Origin of the sequence: Micromonospora inaquosa, from assembly GCF_003857055.1 — a bacterium.
Classification (GTDB): Bacteria; Actinomycetota; Actinomycetes; order Mycobacteriales; family Micromonosporaceae; genus Micromonospora; species Micromonospora inaquosa.
In genome coordinates this window covers 1-16365 of record NZ_QGSZ01000288.1, presented here as the reverse complement: position 1 = coordinate 16365, position 16365 = coordinate 1, and the positions used below count along the sequence as shown (strand labels likewise).

Genomic DNA, 16365 nt, shown 5'->3' with positions numbered 1-16365 from the left:
ACCCGACCGGCCAACGCGGACTGCGCCGGCCAGGCCCGGACCGACTCGGCGAGATAGACGTACGCCTCGGGGTTGCTCGACACCGTCCGGGCCACCGCCGGCAGCGACCGCATCAGGTACGACAGGTAGACCGTCCGGAAGACCGGGTTGACCGGGGTGCTGAACTCGCACACCACCAGCCGGCCACCCGGCCGGGTCACCCGGGCCAGCTCGCGCAGCGCCGCGTCGGTGTCGTTGACGTTGCGCAACGCGAAGGAGATGGTCACCGCGTCGAAGCTGGCATCGGCGAACGGCAGCCGCAACGCGTCCCCCGCCAGCAGCGGCACCTCGGGCCGGGACCGCTTGCCCGCGTACAGCATGCCCAGCGACAGGTCGACCCCGACCGCGTACGCGCCGGACTGGGCCAGCTCGCGGGTCGAGACGCCGGTGCCGGCGCCCACGTCCAGCACCCGCTCACCCGGCCGCAGCCCGAGCGCCGAGCGGGTGGCCCGGCGCCAGGAGCGGTCCTGCCCCAGCGAGATCACCGTGTTGGTCAGGTCGTAACGCTCTGCCACGCCATCGAACATCGCGGCGACCTCGTGCGGCTGCTTGTCCAGACTGGCGCGCTGGCCCTGCGGGGTACGGCTCACCCCTCCACTCTGCCAGCCGCCCGCCAACCGACACTCGCTGGGTGGCGCGGCGCGCAGCACGGACGCGAAAGGGCGGGGTGGTCGCCCACCCCGCCCTCGCGTCGCGCCTGCGTCAATGACGCCTCAGTCAGGACGTGTACCGCCAGCGCACCCGTCGCGATCGCGGTCGCACCGCGCGCCGTCGGTCAGGGCCTCGGTGTCAGTCGGTCGACTTCTCGTCGGTCGGCGAGACCAGGACCACCTTGCGACGCCGGCTGAGCACCAGCAGCGCTCCACCCACGAGCAGGATGATCACGCCGATGCCGCCGATCAGACCGACCTGCACACCGGTCACCGGCAGGCCGCCACCACCCGAGCCACCACCGTCGGAGCCACCACCGGCACCCGGCGAGACGGTCGTGCCCGGCGACGTCGTACCGCTCGGAACCGGCGTCGGGGTGCCCGTCGCGGTCGGCGTCTCGGTCGGGGTGACCGTCGCGGTCGGCGTCGGCGTGACCGTCGGCGTCTCAGTCGGAGTCGGAGTCGGAGTCTCGGTCGGGGTGACCGTCGGCGTCGGAGTCGAGGACTCGGTCGGCGTTGGCGTCTCGGTCGGGGTGACCGTCGGCGTCGGAGTCGGGGACTCGGTCGGGGTCGGCGTCTCCGTCGGGGTCGGCGTCTCGGTCGGCGTCGGCGTCTCCGTCGGAGTCGGCGACTCGGTCGGGGTGATCGTCGGCGTCGGCGACTCGGTCGGCGTCGGCGTCTCCGTCGGGGTGACCGTCGGCGTCGGAGTCGGCGACTCGGTCGGCGTCGGGGTCGGGGTCGGGGTTACCGGCGGCGTCGGGGTCGGCGACTTGGTCGGGGTTACCGTCGGCGTCGGCGTCGGGTCCTCGGCCACGTCGACGAAGACGTCGAAGACGGCCTGGTTGTCGCCCTCGTCGACCTCGGTGAAGGTCTTCTGCTGCGCGGTGCTGGCCCGCCGCGGCTGCTTCTCGGGCTTGCCGGCTGCCGCGTCCAGACCGTGCGCCACCAGCTCGCCGACGCGCAGCACCGGCTCGGTGACGTCCGCACCGACGGTCACCTTGATGTCCGCCGTGTAGTAGTCACCGGGTCGGATCACCGCGCCGTCGTCCTCGCAGAGCGCCTGAGCGACGCCGAAGGTCTGCATGGTGCACGTGTCCGGCAGGGTGTCGAAGGTGACGCCCGCCGGGAGGGTGAGCACGTAGGCGATGCCGGTGGCCTTGCGGCTGCCGTCGTTGTAGACCGCCCAGTCGACCGGCACCGTCTCACCCGGCCGCACCGGACGGAGGTCCGGGTCGTCGCCGTTGACACCGTTGACCACGACGTTCGCGTTGACGTCCTGCACCCAACTGGTCAGGTCGTACCCGGGCTCGGTGACGGTGATGTCGTGCTTGACCCTGTTGTCTTCCTTGTTGGGGTCCTCGGTGGTCGAGCGGATGTTGACCACCAGAGCGCCGGCAGGGCCCTTGACGCCGGTGGAGAAGATCGGAATGCCGAAGTCCTCGCTGGTGCCGGCGGCCAGGTCACCGAGGCGACAGGTGAACTTCTCGCCATTCACCCGACAACCGTCGGGCACCACCACCTGAATGTTCGCATTCAGTTTGCTGGTGTCCACTGTGTAACTGACACCCTTGGCGTCTTCCTTGCTCCGGGTGTTGTCGACGGTGAACTTGAACGGCTTGCTCTTGGCCTCCGTGACACCCTTCGCCAGGTTGTAGCTGAGCGGCACCAGGGCCAGATCGGCCTGCTCGGCCGCCAGCACTGGGGCGGCCACGGCGGCGATGCCGCCGGCCGCGAGCAGCGCCACGACACTGGCGCGCACCAGCGTCGAGCGGTGGAACGCTGTCATCAGTCCCCCGGGGGGTAGGGAAGAAAGAATGGTTGCGGAACGAGCGGACGTTATCGGAGGCCGATCTTCCATGCCAGCAGGCGGACGCGTTTTCATCCGTCCGGTCGGAGCTGGGCAGACAGTACGGGCGGGATGGTCACCCATCCCGCCCGTACTGCCGTGCGTTATATGAACGACCCGCAACGGGCCGATGGAGGACAGCGCCGTCCGTCGACGGTGACGACAGATATGAGCCGGGACGCTAGCCGCCGACGATCATCTCCACCAGCCCCGACCGGACAGCCTGACGCCGCGGCGGCGGGGACCACCCGTACCGCCGGGGTGATCCGGCGGGAGCATGAGCGTCGATCAGCCGAACGGCCGGGCGTCGACCGTCAGCTGACGTCGACCAGCGGCAGGGATCGGCCCGCACCACCGCCGGGCAGCGCGATCGAGGAGAAGTGCGAGACCACCCGCTCGTCGGTCGGGTCGTCGGCCGGCGTGAGGTGCACGGCGAGCCGGTTGTAGAGGGTGTCGCGCTGTGCGGGAATCCGGTCCGCCGAGCGGATCATGCCGATCAGCTCGTGCAGGTTGGAGCGGTGCCGGGCACCGGCGGAGGAGATGACGTTCTCCTCCAGCATGATCGAGCCGAGGTCGTCCACGCCCATGTGCAGCGAAAGCTGCCCGACGTCCTTGCCGGTGGTCAGCCAGGACGCCTGCAGGTGCGGCACAGTCTCGAAGAAGAGTCGGGCCACCGCGACCAGCCGCAGGTACTCCAGCGTGGTCGCCTGGGTGCGGCCCTTCAGGTGGTTGTTCTCCGGCTGGTACGTCCACGGGATGAAGGACCGGAAACCGCGGGTGCGGTCCTGCACGTCCCGGATCATGCGCAGGTGCTCGATCCGCTCGGCGTGCGTCTCGCCGGTGCCCATCATCATGGTGGCGGTCGACTCGATGCCCTGCCGGTGGGCCAGCTCCATGACCTCCAGCCAGCGCTCGCCCGACTCCTTGAGTGGCGCGATGGCCTTCCGGGGTCGCTCGGGGAGCATCTCCGCGCCGGCACCGGCGATCGAGTCCAGGCCGGCGATCTTGATCCGGGCGATGGCCTCGTCCAGGCTCACCCCGGAGACCTTCGCCATGTGCAGGATCTCGCTGGGGCCGATCGAGTGAATGACCAGCTGCGGGTACGCCTGCTTGACCGAGGAGAACAGCTCCTCGTAGTACTCCACGCCGTAGTCCGGGTGGTGCCCGCCCTGGAGCATCACCTGGGTGGCGCCCAGCTCGACCGCCTCACCGCACCGGCGCAGGATCTCCTCGGTCGGGTGGGTCCACCCTTCCGTGTGCTTGGGCGCCCGGTAGAACGCGCAGAACTTGCACGCCGTCACGCAGACGTTCGTGTAGTTGATGTTGCGGTCGATCAGGTACGTGACGACGTTGTCGGGGTAGCGCCGCCGACGCACCGCGTCCGCCGCCTCGCCCAGCGCGTGGAAGGGCGCCTCGGTGTAGAGCAGCAGCGCCTCCTCGGGCGTGATCCGCCCGCCGTCCGCGCCGCGCTGCAGGATGTCGTCGATCTCCCGGCTCACCGTCACACCCCGAGCCTACGTCGGCCTCCGGCGCGCCCTTCGTTCCGGGGATGTGGATGTGACCTCGACTGGACACCTATCATATTTCAAGATCAGATATAACTTGCACGAGAATGCTTGACAAAATATACCGCCGATCGCGAACATCTTCTTCTCGGCCTCGGCTTAGGGAAGGGTGCGATATGAGCGAATTGGATACCGCTCCGGGCATTGCCTCCCGGTGTCGAGCCGACGGCGGGCTAACGGAAGCAACCCTTGGCGAGTTACGGGACGAGTTGGGCTACCGAAAGCTAGGCCGTTGGGTCTTGGTCGAGATCGCCGACAGGCTCAGAGCGACCGGCCTCGGCTTTTTCCCTCTGGAACGGCTCGATGCGGAACTCAACACTGAGCCCCGCCAGTCACAGACGGTGTGGATCTACATTCGAGACGGCGGACCCCGGGCACGGGTGATCGACGCTGTGCTCCAGCCTGACAACTGCGACGTTCGGGTGGAACTCGGCGCCATCGGCACCAAGCACCTCGAAGCACTGACGCCCCAACAGAGGCTGGATCGAATCCGGGACATCGTCAACGCCTGACTCGGGCACCTTGGCCGCCACAGGAAGGTTCCACGCGCCATGAACGCGCACGTCTTCGTGGACGAGACCAAGGAGCGAGGGCTTCTCGTCGCGGCTGCAGTCGTACTACCGGCGGACCTGGCCGCTGCACGCCGGACCATTCGCGACCTAATCCTGCCGGGTCAGCGCCGTATCCACTTTCACAAGGAGAGAGACGACCGACGCCGGCAGATCATCGCTGCTTTCGTCACGCTGTCCGCCCACGCGGTGATCTTCGATGCAAGAAGGCACCGTGACCCCAGGGTGGCGCGCGAGGCCTGCCTCGTCGAGCTCGTGGAGCACGCAGCGAAGATAAACGCTGCACGCCTCGTCCTAGAGCGTGATGACTCCACATTCCAAGCCGACCAGCGTCTGCTCTTCGAGCAGGTGAGAAAGTCGGGGACGTCTGGCAACCTGCGTTACGACCAGCTGAGAGCCCACGAGGAGTGCCTGCTGGCCATTCCCGACGCACTGGCTTGGTGCTGGGCCAAGGGCGGCCGATGGAAGGCGTCCGTGCAGCGCATCATCCGGGAGTCGCGGCAGGTCTGACAAGGCCCGGAAAACGCGAAACCCGGCTCACCCACCGTCCGGAAGGCTGCCGGGTCCACTTCCAAGGAGCTACTGCCCCTGGCAGTTGCAGGCTACCTCTGTCCGGAGCATCCGGACAAGGAATTGACCCGTTCCGTCTCTCGCGCCCATCCGGCCCCTCCTGCCCGGGTCCGGTCACCCGGTTAGCGCTCCGACGGCAGGCGACAAACGAATTGGGCCCAAGCTGCGCGCTCGAAGGCCAGGATCGGCCCGGACGGGTCCTTCGAGTCGCGTACGGCCACCGCGTGGGTCAGCTCGGAGACCTCGACGCAGTTGGCGTTGGTGCCGCTGCGGCTGGACTTGCGCCAGGTCGCGCCGGACAGCTCCGGAGTGATCATCAGGGGCTCACTCTCGCTCGTGCTCCGTTGCGGCCCGCGCAACGAATTCCACCGAATCGACGGGGCTCAGCGCCACCTCGGCCAGCCTATCGGCCTCCCGCCGGAAGTGCGCCACCTGCGGCGGCTCCTCCAGGAACAGCCCGGCCAGTTTGTGGTCCAGATAAGCCACCGACCGGTTGCGGGGAAAGTCGAAGAGCGCGAACGACCCGTCCAGCCCGGTGTGCCCGCCGACCGCCAGCGGCACCACCTGCAACGTCACGTTCGGCCGGTCCGCGGCATCGATCAGGTGCCGAAGCTGACGGGCCATCACTCGGGGGCCGCCGAGCACCCGGCGCAACACCATCTCGTCGAGCAGAGCGTGCAGCGTCGGCGGCGTGGCGCGGGTGAGAATCGCCTGCCGGCCCAACCGGGCCGCCACTCGTCCCTGTGCCTCGTCGTCCGGGATGCCGCCACTGCGCATCAACGCCTGGGTGTAGTCCGGGATCTGCAACAGGCCCGGCACCAGCAGCGGCTCCCAGTTCACGATGCTGGTCGCCTCGGCCTCCAACCGGATCAGCGTCCGGGACTCGTCGGACAGCCCACCGATCGCCTCCCACCAACCGGACTCGGTCGACCGCTCGGCCATTCCGAGTAGGCGTTTTCGCTCGTCCCCGGTCATGCCATAGATCACCAGCAGCGAGGCGACATCCGCGGCCTGGATACCCTGGATGCCGGTCTCCATCCGGGACAGTTTGGACGGCTGCCAGCCCAGCCGGATGGCCACCCGCCGCAGCGGCAGCTTGCGCGCCTCCCGCAGCTCGCGTAGCTCGCCGCCGAGCCCACGACCGACGACGGTGGGTTGACTTGCCTTGGGCATCGCTGGTCCTCCGCGTCGACTCGCGTCGCACCGTCACGCTGACGGCAGGACTCGTCGCGTTGAGTATTGACTTGATCTCAGCAACCCGCAACCATCGCAAGCAACGTTGCTGAATCTCGTTTCGCACTCCGGAGGTTGCGATGCCCATCTGGACCCAACAGCCCGCCTGGCTGCGACCGTACGATCCGGCCGACTCACCCGGACCGATCCCGTCGGTGATCGCCCACTTTCGGCGGCACGGACGGGAGGAGATGCCGACACCGACGGAGGCGGAGCGAGAGGCGAGCCGCTACACAGTGGTGCTGGTGCCGCCCGAAGCCGCCGTGGCTCTCGGCGACGACCGGGGCGAGGTCGGCCTGCAACTCTTCCGCGACACCGACTGGGACCACTACCCGGCCCACCTCGACGAGGCGGTCAAGCTGATCGAGGAGGCGTGCGGCGAGCGGATCGCCCTTGTCGAGCACCGCTCCGACCTCACCTACTGGACCGCGCAGGTCCGTCCCAACGACTGACGTCGGGCTTACTCAACTCTCGCGTACCTCGACGTGGATACCGTAGGTGTCCCGCAGCTCCGCCGCGAACTCCGGCCCCGCCCACGCCGGCACGTACGCGTCCCACCACGACCGCTCGGAGCGCCCCGGCATCGGCTGCTCGGAGAGCACCGCCCGGAACCGCTCGTCCGCCGCCTCGATCCGCTCCCGGACCCACCCCATCTGCGGAAAACCGAACAACCGTTCGTCGGTCAGCACCCTCTCGATGGCGTCCCGGATGCTGAGGTCGAACCAGTACTCGTCGAGGTTGTCGTGATAACCCTCCTCGCAGAACTCGACGAACTGCTCCCACCCCTCCACGTAGCTGGTCGGCCGCCGTCCCGGTGACCTCGGCGAACCGCTCGACGAACTCCCGGTCGTCGGGGGTCCTCATGCGTCGTAGTCGATTGTGAGCCTGTCGGTGGTCGGGCTGGACTGGCAGGTCAGCACGTACCCGGCGGCCAGTTCGTCGGGCTCCAACGCGTAGTTGCGGGCCATCGTGACCGCGCCGTCGACGACCTTCGCCTTACAGGTCGAGCAGACACCACCCTTGCAGGCGTACGGCAGCTCGCCGCGCACCTTCAGCGCGGCGTCCAGCACCCGTTCCTCGCGACCCATGGTGAAGCTCGACGACCGGCCGTCCAGCACGATGGTCACCTCAGCACCGGCACCCGCCTGGTCGACGGGTCGGCGTACCGGCTCCGGCGGCGCGTCGACGTGGAACAGCTCGGTGTGCACCGCCGACTCGGGCAGCCCTCGTGCGGTCAGCACGTCCCGGACCTCGACCACCATGCCGTACGGGCCGCAGAGGAACCACTCCTCGATGCGGTCGTCCGGCACGATGGTGCCCAGCAACCGGCCCAGCCGTTCCGCGTCGATCCGACCGGAGAGCAGCGGCGACTCGCCCTGTTCCCGGGAGAGGACGTGCACCAGGTGCAGCCGGGTCGGGTAGCGGTCCTTCAGGTCGGCCAACTCCTCGGCGAACATCACGGTGTTCGCCGTGCGGTTGCCGTACACCAGGGTGAAGGTGCTGGCCGGCTCGACGGCCAGGGCGGTCGCGACCAGCCCGAGCACCGGAGTGATGCCGGAGCCGGCGACGACCGCGCCGTAGTGTCGCGCCCGGTCCGGCGCGAACGCCGTGGTGAAGGTGCCCAGCGGCGGCAGCACCTCGACGGTGTCGCCACCGCGCAGCGCCCCGCAGGCGAACGCCGAGAAGGCCCCGCCGGGGATCTCCCGCACCCCGATCCGCAACCGGCCGCGCCGGGCCAGGTCGTCCGGGCTGGAGCAGATCGAGTACGACCGGCGCACGTCCGCGCCGTCCTCGGCGACCCGCCGGACCGTGAGGTGCTGGCCCGCCCGGAACGCGAAGGTCTCCCGCAACTCCTCGGGTACGGCGAAGGTCACCGCCACGGAGTCGTCGGTGAGCCGGTCGACGGCGGCGACGGACAACGGGTGGAAGACCGGCCGGCGGCGAACCGGGCGGGTGATGGTGACAGTCACAGCGCCTTCAGGTGGTCGAAGGGTTCGGAGCAGGAGCGGCACCGCCACAGTGCCTTGCACGCGGTGGAGCCGAACCGGCTGACCTGCTCGGTCTCCGGCGAGCCGCACTGGGGGCAGCGGACCGCGAGCGTCAACGACACGACGCCGGGGGCGGGCACCGGGGCCGGCGGGGCGATCCCGGCGGCGGCGAGCTTGGTCCGCCCACCCTCGGAGATCCAGTCGGTGCTCCACGGTGGGCTGTAGACGGTCCGGACCTCGGCGTCCGGGTGGCCGGCGGCGGCGAGCGCACGACGGATGTCGGCCCGGATCACGTCCATCGCCGGGCAGCCGGTGTAGGTCGGGGTGATGGTGACGGTGACCCGGCCAGTGGTCGGGTCCTCCTCGATCGCGCGCAGGATGCCCAGCTCGTCGATGGTGATGACCCGGATCTCCGGGTCCACCACGCTCGCTGCGGCCGCCCTCGCGTCACTCAGGCGACCCGCTCCGCTCGCGACTGCGCTCCTCGCGCTCACCACTTCGCTCCGGGGTGCGCGCGGTGCAGCACCTGCATCTCGGCGAGCAGGTAGCCCAGGTGCTCGGTGTGCACACCGGCCCGCCCGCCGGCCGGGGCCCAGGCACTTCCCGGCTGGGTGAGCGTCGCCTCGGCCAGCACCGGGCCGACGACCTCGTCGAACGCCGGCCGCAGGGTGGCCGGGTCGACCGGCGCCGCCGGGTCCGCGACGAACAGCTCATGGGTGTACGGCCACACGTGGTCGACGGCCGCCTGCATCCGACGATGCGACTCCTCGGTGCCGTCACCGAGCCGCTTCACCCACAGCGCCCCGTGGTCCAGGTGGTACGCCGACTCCTTGCGCGCCTTCGCGCCGATCGCGGCCAACCGCTCGTCCGGACAGCCGGCCAGCGCGGTGTACAGCGGCAGTTGGTACGCCGCCAGGAAGAGCAGCTTCGCCATCGTCACGGCGAAGTCGCCGTTGGGCAGCTCGACCAGGAGCGCGTTACGGAACTCGCGGTCGTCGCGCAGGTACGCCAGTGCGTCCTCGTCGCGTCCGGCGCCCTCCAGTTCGCCCGCGTACGTCAGCAGCAGGCGCGCCGCGCCGAGCTGGTCGAGGGCGATGTTGGCCAGCGCGATGTCCTCTTCCATCTCCGGGGCACGGGTGGTCCACTCGGCCAGCCGCTGGGCCGCGACCAACGCGTCGTCAGCGAGAGCGAGGGTGAAGTCGAAGGGCCCGTTCACAGGTGGGCCACCCCGTCCGGCACCTCGTAGAAGGTGGGGTGGCGGTAGACCTTGTCGGCGGCCGGGTCGAAGAAGGCGTCCTTCTCGTCCGGGCTGGACGCGGTGATCGCGCCGGCCGGCACCACCCAGATCGACACGCCCTCCTGGCGGCGGGTGTATAGGTCACGGGCGTTGCGCAGGGCAAGCTCGGCGTCGGGGGCGTGCAGGCTGCCGACGTGGGTGTGCGACAACCCGCGCCGGGCCCGCACGAACACCTCCCACAGAGGCGAATGACTCGTCGTGCCGGGTTGCTTGGCTTGCTCGCTACGCTCGCTCACGCGGCCACCGTCTCCTTCTGTCCCGCCCGCTTCGCGGCGTACGCCGCGGCGGCCTCGCGTACCCATTGGCCGTCGGCGTGCGCGGCCCGGCGGTGGGCCATCCGCTCGCGGTTGCACGGCCCGTCGCCGGAGATCACCCGCATCAGCTCGTCGTAGTCCGGCTGGGTGTAGTCGTACGCCTGCCGCTCGTCGTTCCAACGCAGCTCGGCGTCGGGGATGCGCACCCCGAGGATCTCGGCCTGCTGGACGCACATGTCGACGAAGCGTTGCCGCAGGTCGTCGTTCGAGAAGCGCTTGATCTTCCAGGCCATCGACTGGGCGGAGTGGGTGGAGTTGCCGTCCGGTGGGCCGAACATGGCCAGCGACGGGTACCACCATCGGTCCACCGCGTCCTGGGCCATCGCGTGCTGCTCGGGGGTGCCGTGCGCCAGGGTGTGCAGGATCTCGTAGCCCTGCCGCTGGTGGAACGACTCCTCCTTGCAGACCCGAATCATCGCGCGGGCGTACGGGCCGTAGGAGCAGCGGCAGAGCGGCACCTGGTTGACGATCGCCGCGCCGTCCACCAGCCACCCGATGGCACCCACGTCGGCCCAGCTGACTGTGGGGTAGTTGAAGATCGAGCTGTACTTCTGGCGGCCGTCGAGCAGCAGCTGGACCAGTTCGTCGCGGCTGATGCCGAGGGTTTCGGCGGCGGCGTAGAGGTAGAGACCGTGACCGGCCTCGTCCTGCACCTTGGCCAGCAGGATCGCCTTGCGCTTGAGCGACGGTGCCCGACTGATCCAGTTGCCTTCCGGTTGCATGCCGATGATCTCGGAGTGGGCGTGCTGGGCGATCTGCCGGATGAGCGTCCGCCGGTACGCGTCGGGCATCCAGTCGCGGGGCTCGATCTTCTGCTCGGCGTCGACGACCTCGGCGAAGTACGCCGCCAGGTCCTCGTCCGGGGTGGGCCCGCCACGCCGCCCGCGCGCCGCCGCTGCCCGCAGCTCGGCCTCGGCGGCCTCGACCTCGCCCAGCAGGCCGCCGGTCACCTCGTCCGGAGCACCGTTCGGGGGGCCGCTCGGGGCGGAGAAGTCGTTGCCATACATGAGGCTAAGTGTTACAGCTTGCGCTTCGTTGCACCAGGGGGTGTAACAGGAATCCGCGCATCCCATCCGTAGTCGAATGACTGCTTTGTGCTACCTGGCTGGTGCCAGAGCGCCGTGACTTGGGCCACGAAACAAAGGTGAACCCCTGCAAAAAACTCATACCGGCCCCATAACTCGCCTTTATCGCAGGTTGCCTAGTGTCGAACCCTGGCGGTCGGCCGGTCCGGACGTAGACTTCTGCCGGACAACCGATCGGCTGCCAAACATCGACATCTCCACAGAGGCCACCTCCCCCGGCCTCGGCGATCGCACCCGATCCGTCCCGATGACAAGCCGGTCCCCCCGGCCCTGACACCTGGAGTTCGCCCACTCATGCGATCTCGCGTGACCCTGGTGCTCGCCATCACGGCAGTCGTGCTCGGCGGCGTCCTGCTGGTCCCCACCGCGTACGCCCGACTCGCCAGTGACGACAGCGGAGGCGGCGGTGGCGGTACGTCGAGCGTCGCCGCGCCCGCACCCACCCCACCACCGCCGCCGACCCTGGCGGCCGGCCCGGTGTCGGTGAGCTTCAAGGGTGAGTTCTTCTCGTGGGCCCTGCTGGATCGCAAGACGGGCAAGATCTCCGGGTCGCCGAACATGACCGCGACCAGCTCCACCGAATCGATGATCAAGGCCTGGATCGTCTCCGACTACCTGCGACAGCTCGGTGACAAGGAGCCGCCCGCAGCGATGAAGGAGGCCGCTCGACTCGCCATCGTCGACAGCAACGACACCGCGGCCAACAAGGTTCACGCTGCCGCAGGTGGCTCCTACAAGGCCTCGTCGAGCAGCGTTCCGGACGCGGTGATCCAGCGGGCGATCAAGATCTGCGGGCTGACCGACACCAAGCGCGGCAACACAAAGCCGTACACCGGCTTCTGGAGCTATACCCGCATGTCTCCCCGGGACGCGGTCCGGGTCGGCGACTGCATCGCCGACGGTAAGGCCGCCGGCCCGAAGTGGACCAAGTGGGTGCTGGAGCAGATGAGCAAGGTCCAAGGCACCACCGCGGCCAAGGACCAGAAGGCCTCGTACGGTGGTGGCCGCTGGGGGATCATCGACGGTCTACCGAAGTCGATCACCGCCCAGGGTCCGGTCAGCATCAAGAACGGCTGGACCCCGATCTATGGCGACGGCAACTGGCACGTCAACTGCCTCGCCGTCACCAGCAAGTGGAGCCTCGCGGTGATGCTGCGCTACCCGATCAGAACCGGTCTGGACTACGGCGCGAAGGTCTGCGCCAGCGTGGCCACCCAGCTGGTCACCCCGCAGCCGGGTGCCGCGCTCAAGGTGCCGCAGCAGCCGGTCGGGAAGCTTTGATGGCCGGCAACCGCCGGGTGGAGCGCGGCGCTGGCGAGGCCTCCCCGATTCGGCTGATCGCCATCGCGGTCATCCTGATCGGCCTGGTGCTGGTGTCGCTGCGGCTGCTGCCCGGGTCGCCGTTCGAGTCGTCCGCCGCCGCCAAGTGGGGCGACGCCGGCACCAGCGACCGGCCCGCCGGCTCCGGCGCCGACCGCAGCGCCCGCCAACCGTCCTCGCCGTCACCGAGCCCCAGCCCATCGCTGGAGCCGCTGCCCTTCGTGGCCAAGGATCTCGACCTCGACATCAAGGGCTGGTACGCCTGGAGCGTCCTGGACCGCCGAACCGGAAAGATCATCGGTTCGAAGAACATGGACGAGACCAGCACGACCGCCTCCATGATCAAGGCTTGGATCGTCGCGGACTACCTGCGTCGCGCGGCAGACGCCGGCCAGACCCCGAGCGACGCGAGGCTCGCCGACGCGACCCGGATCATCCGGGACAGCGACAACACCCGGGCCGAGCAGTTCTACAACCTGGTCGGCCGGGACGCCTCGATCAAGCGACTGATCTCCATGTGCGAGCTGACCGACAGCAGCGTCGCCCCCGACAAGGGTTGGAGCCGGACGGCGCTCTCACCCCGGGACACCGCCCGGCTGGGCAACTGCATCGCCACCGGCACGGCCGCCGGGCCGAAGTGGACGAAGTGGCTGCTCAACGAGATGAAGTTGGTTCGCGGTGCCGGCGACTTCGGTATCCGCAAGGCCTTCCCGGCCGCCGAGCAGAAGAAGATCGCCATCAAGAACGGGTGGATCGACCGGACCAGGGAGCAGGAGATGCACATCAACTGCCTGGCCATCGGCGACACCTGGACGATGGGCGTGATGGTCAAGTACCCGATCAACATGGGCTACGACTACGGCATGAAGAACTGCGAGAAGATCACCGAGGCGCTGCTCCGCACCGGCACCTGAGCCGCCCGGGTTCTTGGCCTGGGCCGTGACGTGGCCCGGGGCCGTTGGCCCCGGGCTCAGCGGGGTCAGCCGGCGAAGAACTCCGGGCCGCCGTCCGGCAGCGCCGGGGCCTCGCCGATGGCGGCGGCCCGTCGGGCCCACTCCCGCAGCCCGGCGACCTGCCGGTCGCCGAGGGAGAAGTCGAGCGTCCGGAAGTACGTGGCCAGCGTCGCCGCGTCGAACGTCTCCCAGCGCGCCGCCGCCTCGGCGACCTGGTCCAGCTCCGCCAGGCAGAGGTCCCGCGAGCGCAGGAAAGCCTCGTGCACCTCCTTCACCAGGCCCGGGTGGGCTGCGGCGAAGTCCCGGCGGACCGCCCAGACGGCGAAGACCATCGGCAGCCCGGTCCACTCCCGCCACGCCTGCCCGAGGTCGGTGACCGTCAGGCCCTTCTGCGGCGCCTCGTAGTACGCCCGCAGCGCCACGTCCCCGATCAGCACTGCGGCGTCGGCCTCCAGCAACATCTGGGTCAGATCCGGCGGGCAACGGAAGTACTCGGGCCGCACGTTGTACTGCTCGGCGAGCAGCAACTGCGCCGTCATGACCCCGGTCCGCGAGGTCGAGCCGAGCGCCACCCGGGCGCCGTCCAACTCGGCGAGGGGTCGGGTGGAGACCATGTTGACCGAGAGCACCGGCCCGTCGCTGCCCACCGCCAGGTCCGGCAGGAGCAGCAGCTCATCGGCGTGCTTCAGGTACTCCAGCAGCGTGATCGGGCCGATGTCGAGGTCGCCGGCGACCAGCGCCGCGCTCAACCGGTCCGGCGAGTCCTTGTGCAGGTCCACGTCGAGCAGGGCACCGGAGCGCATCAGACCCCAGTAGATCGGCAGGCAGTTCAGGAACTGGATGTGCCCGACTCGCGGGCGTTCGATGCGCTCAGCCATGGCCCGACCGTATCCCCGGCGGCTGGCTCCGGCTCGGCGGGCCGGCCCGGAGTGGCCAAGCCCGCACTTGACCGGGCGGCCCGTCGACTGCCCGCCGGCGCGTCGGCTGCCCGTCGACTGCCTGCCGGCGACGACGACCGTCGTACCGCCCGGGTCACAACCGGCACGAAGACCCCTACCGCCAGCAGCCCGAGCACACCGGCGCCGGCGATCAGCGGCCGCGGCGGAACGACCGCGAGCAACGCCCCGCCGATCAGGAAGCCCGCCATCGAGCCACCCTGCACCGCCGCGCCGTAGCTGGCGTACGCCCGAGCGCGCATCGCCTCCGGCACCCGCCGAGCGGTGAGCAGGTTGGCGAAGACGCTCTCGCCGCCGTTGGCCGCACCACCCAGCAACCAGAGCGGCACCAACACACCCGCCGCCGGCACCATCGCCGCGAGCAACACCATCAGGCTGCACACGGCCAGGGTGACCAGCACCCCACGTACCAACGCGCCGTCGTCGTCGAGCCGCCTGGCGAGTCGTACGGCAAGCCAGGTGCCCGGCAACATGCCGGCCATCCATGCGGCACTGACCAGGCCGTACGTGGTCGGCGTACCTCCCAGGGTCTCCCGGATGAAGAAGACCTCGATCACGTTGATACCGCCGATCGCCGTGATCACCACGGCGGTGCTCACCACCATGACGAGCATCAGCGGGTCGCGGCGCAGCCGCCAGATCCCCGTACCCCCGGGGGTTGCTCCGCCGCCCGAGACGGCCGGGCTGCCCGAGGCGGCGGCCCCGCTGCTCACGGCGGCCGGGCTGGCGGCGGGCCGCCGGCCGCCGCGTCGGGTCCGCAGCAGCAGACCCGCGACCACGAGCGCCAGGTAGGTCGCGGCGTCGAGAAGCAGCGGTACGCGGGTGCCGAACTGCCCCACCAGCAGGCCGGCCAGCACCGGGCCGCCGAGCGCACCGAGCGAGACGGCGGTCTGACTGATCGCGCTGGCCCGCGGCAGGTCGGCCGGGCGGACCATCGCCGGCAGCAGGGCCGCGAGGCAGGGTTGGGTCACCGCGAGCCCGCAGGCCAGCAGGGCGACGAGCCCGACCACCAGGACCGGTTGCTCGACGACGGCGAGGAGCGCGCAGATGCCGGCCTGCCCGAGACCGATGGCCACCAGGAGGGTACGGCTGTCCACCCGGTCGGCGAGTCGGCCCGCGAGCGGGGCGAGCACCACCAGGGGCAGGGTGGCGGCCAGCAACAGGCCCGACACGGCCAGCCCACCGGCACCGGCACCCTGTAGGGCCAGCGCCAGGGCGGTCGCCGCAAGGAAGTCACCGCAGATCGTGGTGCCCCGAGCAGCGGCGGCGAGCCAGACGTCCGGCCAGCGCGACTCATCAGTTGTGAAGGACATACTTCGAAAATAATCCTTCACAACTGATTCATGCAACCCTGGCTATGCCAGCGGCACCGTCCGGTACTGGACAGCGACCGTGCGCGCCCCCGGCGGTGGATCACCCTGCCGCCGTCGCGGGTGGTACGGCCGCAGCAGCGCCAGCACCGCCTCGTTCAACTCGGCCAACTCCTCGGCGGTGACCAGCAACAGCGTGTCGCTGAACAGGGCATTGTCGTACCACTCAGCGGGCTCGTCCCCGGCGCGACGCAACCAGTCCCGGGTCCGCTCCATGGCCCGTACCGCATGCGCCTCCACCAGCGCCTGCTCGGCCGCACGCGCCTCAGGCCCCGCGTCATGACCCGCCTCGACCAACACACTCCCACTCGGCACGCGCCACAGCCGCTCACGCGCGTCCCCCCGACTCGGCGCCTGCTCGACCAGCCCGAACTTGGCCAGCGCCCGCAGGTGATAACTGGTCGCACTCGGCGACAGCCCGACAATCTCGGCGCACTCGGTGGCGGTCCCACCGCTCTCGCGACTGCTCAGGTACTCCATGATCGCGATCCGGGCCGGGTGGGCCATCGCCCGCATCACCTGCGGGTCGCTGATCGTCATCCGGCGCGAATCGGGGCGGGCCTCGGTCATAGCCCCATGATCCCGGCCGACCCCCCAACCTGCCATCACC

Annotated in this window: 19 protein-coding genes; 5 read left to right on the top strand and 14 right to left on the bottom strand. The window is 69.8% G+C overall.

Going from position 1 to position 16365, the window contains the following annotated elements:
* From DLJ59_RS26675 to mqnC, 3 genes are all read right to left on the bottom strand, one after another.
* The coding region (locus tag DLJ59_RS26675; protein ID WP_244236251.1) for a class I SAM-dependent methyltransferase at positions 1-566 on the bottom strand (566 nt) is incomplete at its 3' end.
* A gap of 262 nt (positions 567-828) precedes the next feature.
* Positions 829-2475 (bottom strand): hypothetical protein, encoded by a 1647-nt coding sequence (locus DLJ59_RS37660; protein WP_244236250.1) that lies wholly within the window; start codon positions 2473-2475, stop codon positions 829-831.
* 374 nt (positions 2476-2849) lie between these two features.
* Positions 2850-4040, bottom strand: a complete 1191-nt coding sequence (mqnC, locus tag DLJ59_RS26665) for a cyclic dehypoxanthinyl futalosine synthase (protein ID WP_124775662.1) — start codon at positions 4038-4040, stop codon at positions 2850-2852.
* 176 nt (positions 4041-4216) lie between these two features.
* Between mqnC and DLJ59_RS26660 the strand changes: the two genes are divergently transcribed.
* Positions 4217-4612 carry a hypothetical protein gene (locus DLJ59_RS26660; RefSeq protein ID WP_124775660.1) on the top strand — a complete coding sequence of 132 codons (396 nt, stop codon included), beginning with the start codon at positions 4217-4219 and terminating at the stop codon, positions 4610-4612.
* A 39-nt stretch (positions 4613-4651) separates the two neighbouring features.
* Positions 4652-5179, top strand: coding sequence for a hypothetical protein (locus DLJ59_RS26655; RefSeq protein ID WP_124775658.1), 528 nt, complete (start codon positions 4652-4654; stop codon positions 5177-5179).
* A 182-nt stretch (positions 5180-5361) separates the two neighbouring features.
* On the opposite strand, the gene DLJ59_RS26650 is transcribed toward DLJ59_RS26655, so the two are convergent.
* Together DLJ59_RS26650 and DLJ59_RS26645 are read right to left on the bottom strand one after the other, a co-directional pair.
* Positions 5362-5556 (bottom strand): DUF397 domain-containing protein, encoded by a 195-nt coding sequence (locus DLJ59_RS26650; RefSeq protein WP_124775656.1) that lies wholly within the window; start codon positions 5554-5556, stop codon positions 5362-5364.
* Positions 5557-5563: 7 nt separating this feature from the next.
* The gene (locus DLJ59_RS26645) at positions 5564-6412 is read right to left on the bottom strand and encodes a helix-turn-helix domain-containing protein (RefSeq protein WP_124775654.1); all 849 of its coding nucleotides are present in this window, start codon (positions 6410-6412) and stop codon (positions 5564-5566) included.
* Positions 6413-6552: 140 nt separating this feature from the next.
* On the opposite strand from DLJ59_RS26645, the gene DLJ59_RS26640 reads away from it, so the two are divergent.
* On the top strand, positions 6553-6924 hold the full coding sequence (locus DLJ59_RS26640; protein ID WP_124775652.1) for a hypothetical protein: 372 nt from the start codon (positions 6553-6555) through the stop codon (positions 6922-6924).
* 12 nt (positions 6925-6936) lie between these two features.
* On the opposite strand, the gene DLJ59_RS26635 is transcribed toward DLJ59_RS26640, so the two are convergent.
* The 6 genes from DLJ59_RS26635 to paaA all read right to left on the bottom strand — a co-directional run bounded on the left by DLJ59_RS26635 (position 6937) and on the right by paaA (position 11078).
* Positions 6937-7263, bottom strand: coding sequence for a hypothetical protein (locus DLJ59_RS26635; protein ID WP_124775650.1), 327 nt, complete (start codon positions 7261-7263; stop codon positions 6937-6939).
* 69 nt (positions 7264-7332) lie between these two features.
* Entirely contained in the window at positions 7333-8442 is a 1110-nt protein-coding gene (paaE, locus tag DLJ59_RS26630) for a 1,2-phenylacetyl-CoA epoxidase subunit PaaE (RefSeq protein ID WP_124775648.1), read from the bottom strand.
* A complete protein-coding gene (gene paaD, locus DLJ59_RS26625; protein ID WP_124775666.1) occupies positions 8439-8915 on the bottom strand; it encodes a 1,2-phenylacetyl-CoA epoxidase subunit PaaD in 477 nt (158 codons plus the stop codon). Before paaD ends, paaE begins: the two co-directional genes overlap by 4 nt.
* A gap of 35 nt (positions 8916-8950) precedes the next feature.
* Entirely contained in the window at positions 8951-9676 is a 726-nt protein-coding gene (gene paaC / locus DLJ59_RS26620; protein WP_124775646.1) for a 1,2-phenylacetyl-CoA epoxidase subunit PaaC, read from the bottom strand.
* Entirely contained in the window at positions 9673-9993 is a 321-nt protein-coding gene (gene paaB / locus DLJ59_RS26615) for a 1,2-phenylacetyl-CoA epoxidase subunit PaaB (RefSeq protein ID WP_124775644.1), read from the bottom strand. Before paaB ends, paaC begins: the two co-directional genes overlap by 4 nt.
* On the bottom strand, positions 9990-11078 hold the full coding sequence (gene paaA / locus DLJ59_RS26610; protein ID WP_124775642.1) for a 1,2-phenylacetyl-CoA epoxidase subunit PaaA: 1089 nt from the start codon (positions 11076-11078) through the stop codon (positions 9990-9992). The genes paaB and paaA overlap by 4 nt, the downstream gene beginning before the upstream one ends.
* Positions 11079-11450: 372 nt before the next feature.
* On the opposite strand from paaA, the gene DLJ59_RS26605 reads away from it, so the two are divergent.
* Together DLJ59_RS26605 and DLJ59_RS26600 are read left to right on the top strand one after the other, a co-directional pair.
* Entirely contained in the window at positions 11451-12437 is a 987-nt protein-coding gene (locus DLJ59_RS26605; RefSeq protein WP_124775640.1) for a serine hydrolase, read from the top strand.
* Positions 12437-13390 (top strand): serine hydrolase, encoded by a 954-nt coding sequence (locus tag DLJ59_RS26600; RefSeq protein ID WP_124775638.1) that lies wholly within the window; start codon positions 12437-12439, stop codon positions 13388-13390. Before DLJ59_RS26605 ends, DLJ59_RS26600 begins: the two co-directional genes overlap by 1 nt.
* A 65-nt stretch (positions 13391-13455) precedes the next feature.
* On the opposite strand, the gene DLJ59_RS26595 is transcribed toward DLJ59_RS26600, so the two are convergent.
* The 3 genes from DLJ59_RS26595 to DLJ59_RS26585 are packed head-to-tail and all read right to left on the bottom strand — an operon-like array spanning position 13456 to position 16325.
* A complete protein-coding gene (locus tag DLJ59_RS26595) occupies positions 13456-14307 on the bottom strand; it encodes a menaquinone biosynthetic enzyme MqnA/MqnD family protein (RefSeq protein ID WP_124775636.1) in 852 nt (283 codons plus the stop codon).
* Positions 14259-15698 carry an MFS transporter gene (locus tag DLJ59_RS26590; protein ID WP_124775634.1) on the bottom strand — a complete coding sequence of 480 codons (1440 nt, stop codon included), beginning with the start codon at positions 15696-15698 and terminating at the stop codon, positions 14259-14261. Before DLJ59_RS26590 ends, DLJ59_RS26595 begins: the two co-directional genes overlap by 49 nt.
* 42 nt (positions 15699-15740) lie before the next feature.
* Positions 15741-16325, bottom strand: a complete 585-nt coding sequence (locus DLJ59_RS26585; RefSeq protein WP_124775632.1) for a winged helix-turn-helix domain-containing protein — start codon at positions 16323-16325, stop codon at positions 15741-15743.
* Between the last annotated feature and the right edge of the window lie 40 nt (positions 16326-16365).

Excerpts from the sequence above, each read along its gene's own strand:
- DLJ59_RS37660 (WP_244236250.1), bottom strand. The coding sequence starts at position 2,475 with ATGACAGCGTTCCACCGCTCGACGCTGGTGCGCGCCAGTGTCGTGGCG.
- DLJ59_RS26660 (WP_124775660.1), top strand. The coding sequence starts at position 4,217 with ATGAGCGAATTGGATACCGCTCCGGGCATTGCCTCCCGGTGTCGAGCC.
- DLJ59_RS26655 (WP_124775658.1), top strand. The coding sequence starts at position 4,652 with ATGAACGCGCACGTCTTCGTGGACGAGACCAAGGAGCGAGGGCTTCTC.
- DLJ59_RS26650 (WP_124775656.1), bottom strand. The coding sequence starts at position 5,556 with ATGATCACTCCGGAGCTGTCCGGCGCGACCTGGCGCAAGTCCAGCCGC.
- DLJ59_RS26645 (WP_124775654.1), bottom strand. The coding sequence starts at position 6,412 with ATGCCCAAGGCAAGTCAACCCACCGTCGTCGGTCGTGGGCTCGGCGGC.
- DLJ59_RS26640 (WP_124775652.1), top strand. The coding sequence starts at position 6,553 with ATGCCCATCTGGACCCAACAGCCCGCCTGGCTGCGACCGTACGATCCG.
- paaA (WP_124775642.1), bottom strand. The coding sequence starts at position 11,078 with ATGTATGGCAACGACTTCTCCGCCCCGAGCGGCCCCCCGAACGGTGCT.
- DLJ59_RS26605 (WP_124775640.1), top strand. The coding sequence starts at position 11,451 with ATGCGATCTCGCGTGACCCTGGTGCTCGCCATCACGGCAGTCGTGCTC.
- DLJ59_RS26600 (WP_124775638.1), top strand. The coding sequence starts at position 12,437 with ATGGCCGGCAACCGCCGGGTGGAGCGCGGCGCTGGCGAGGCCTCCCCG.
- DLJ59_RS26595 (WP_124775636.1), bottom strand. The coding sequence starts at position 14,307 with ATGGCTGAGCGCATCGAACGCCCGCGAGTCGGGCACATCCAGTTCCTG.
- DLJ59_RS26590 (WP_124775634.1), bottom strand. The coding sequence starts at position 15,698 with ATGTCCTTCACAACTGATGAGTCGCGCTGGCCGGACGTCTGGCTCGCC.
- DLJ59_RS26585 (WP_124775632.1), bottom strand. The coding sequence starts at position 16,325 with ATGACCGAGGCCCGCCCCGATTCGCGCCGGATGACGATCAGCGACCCG.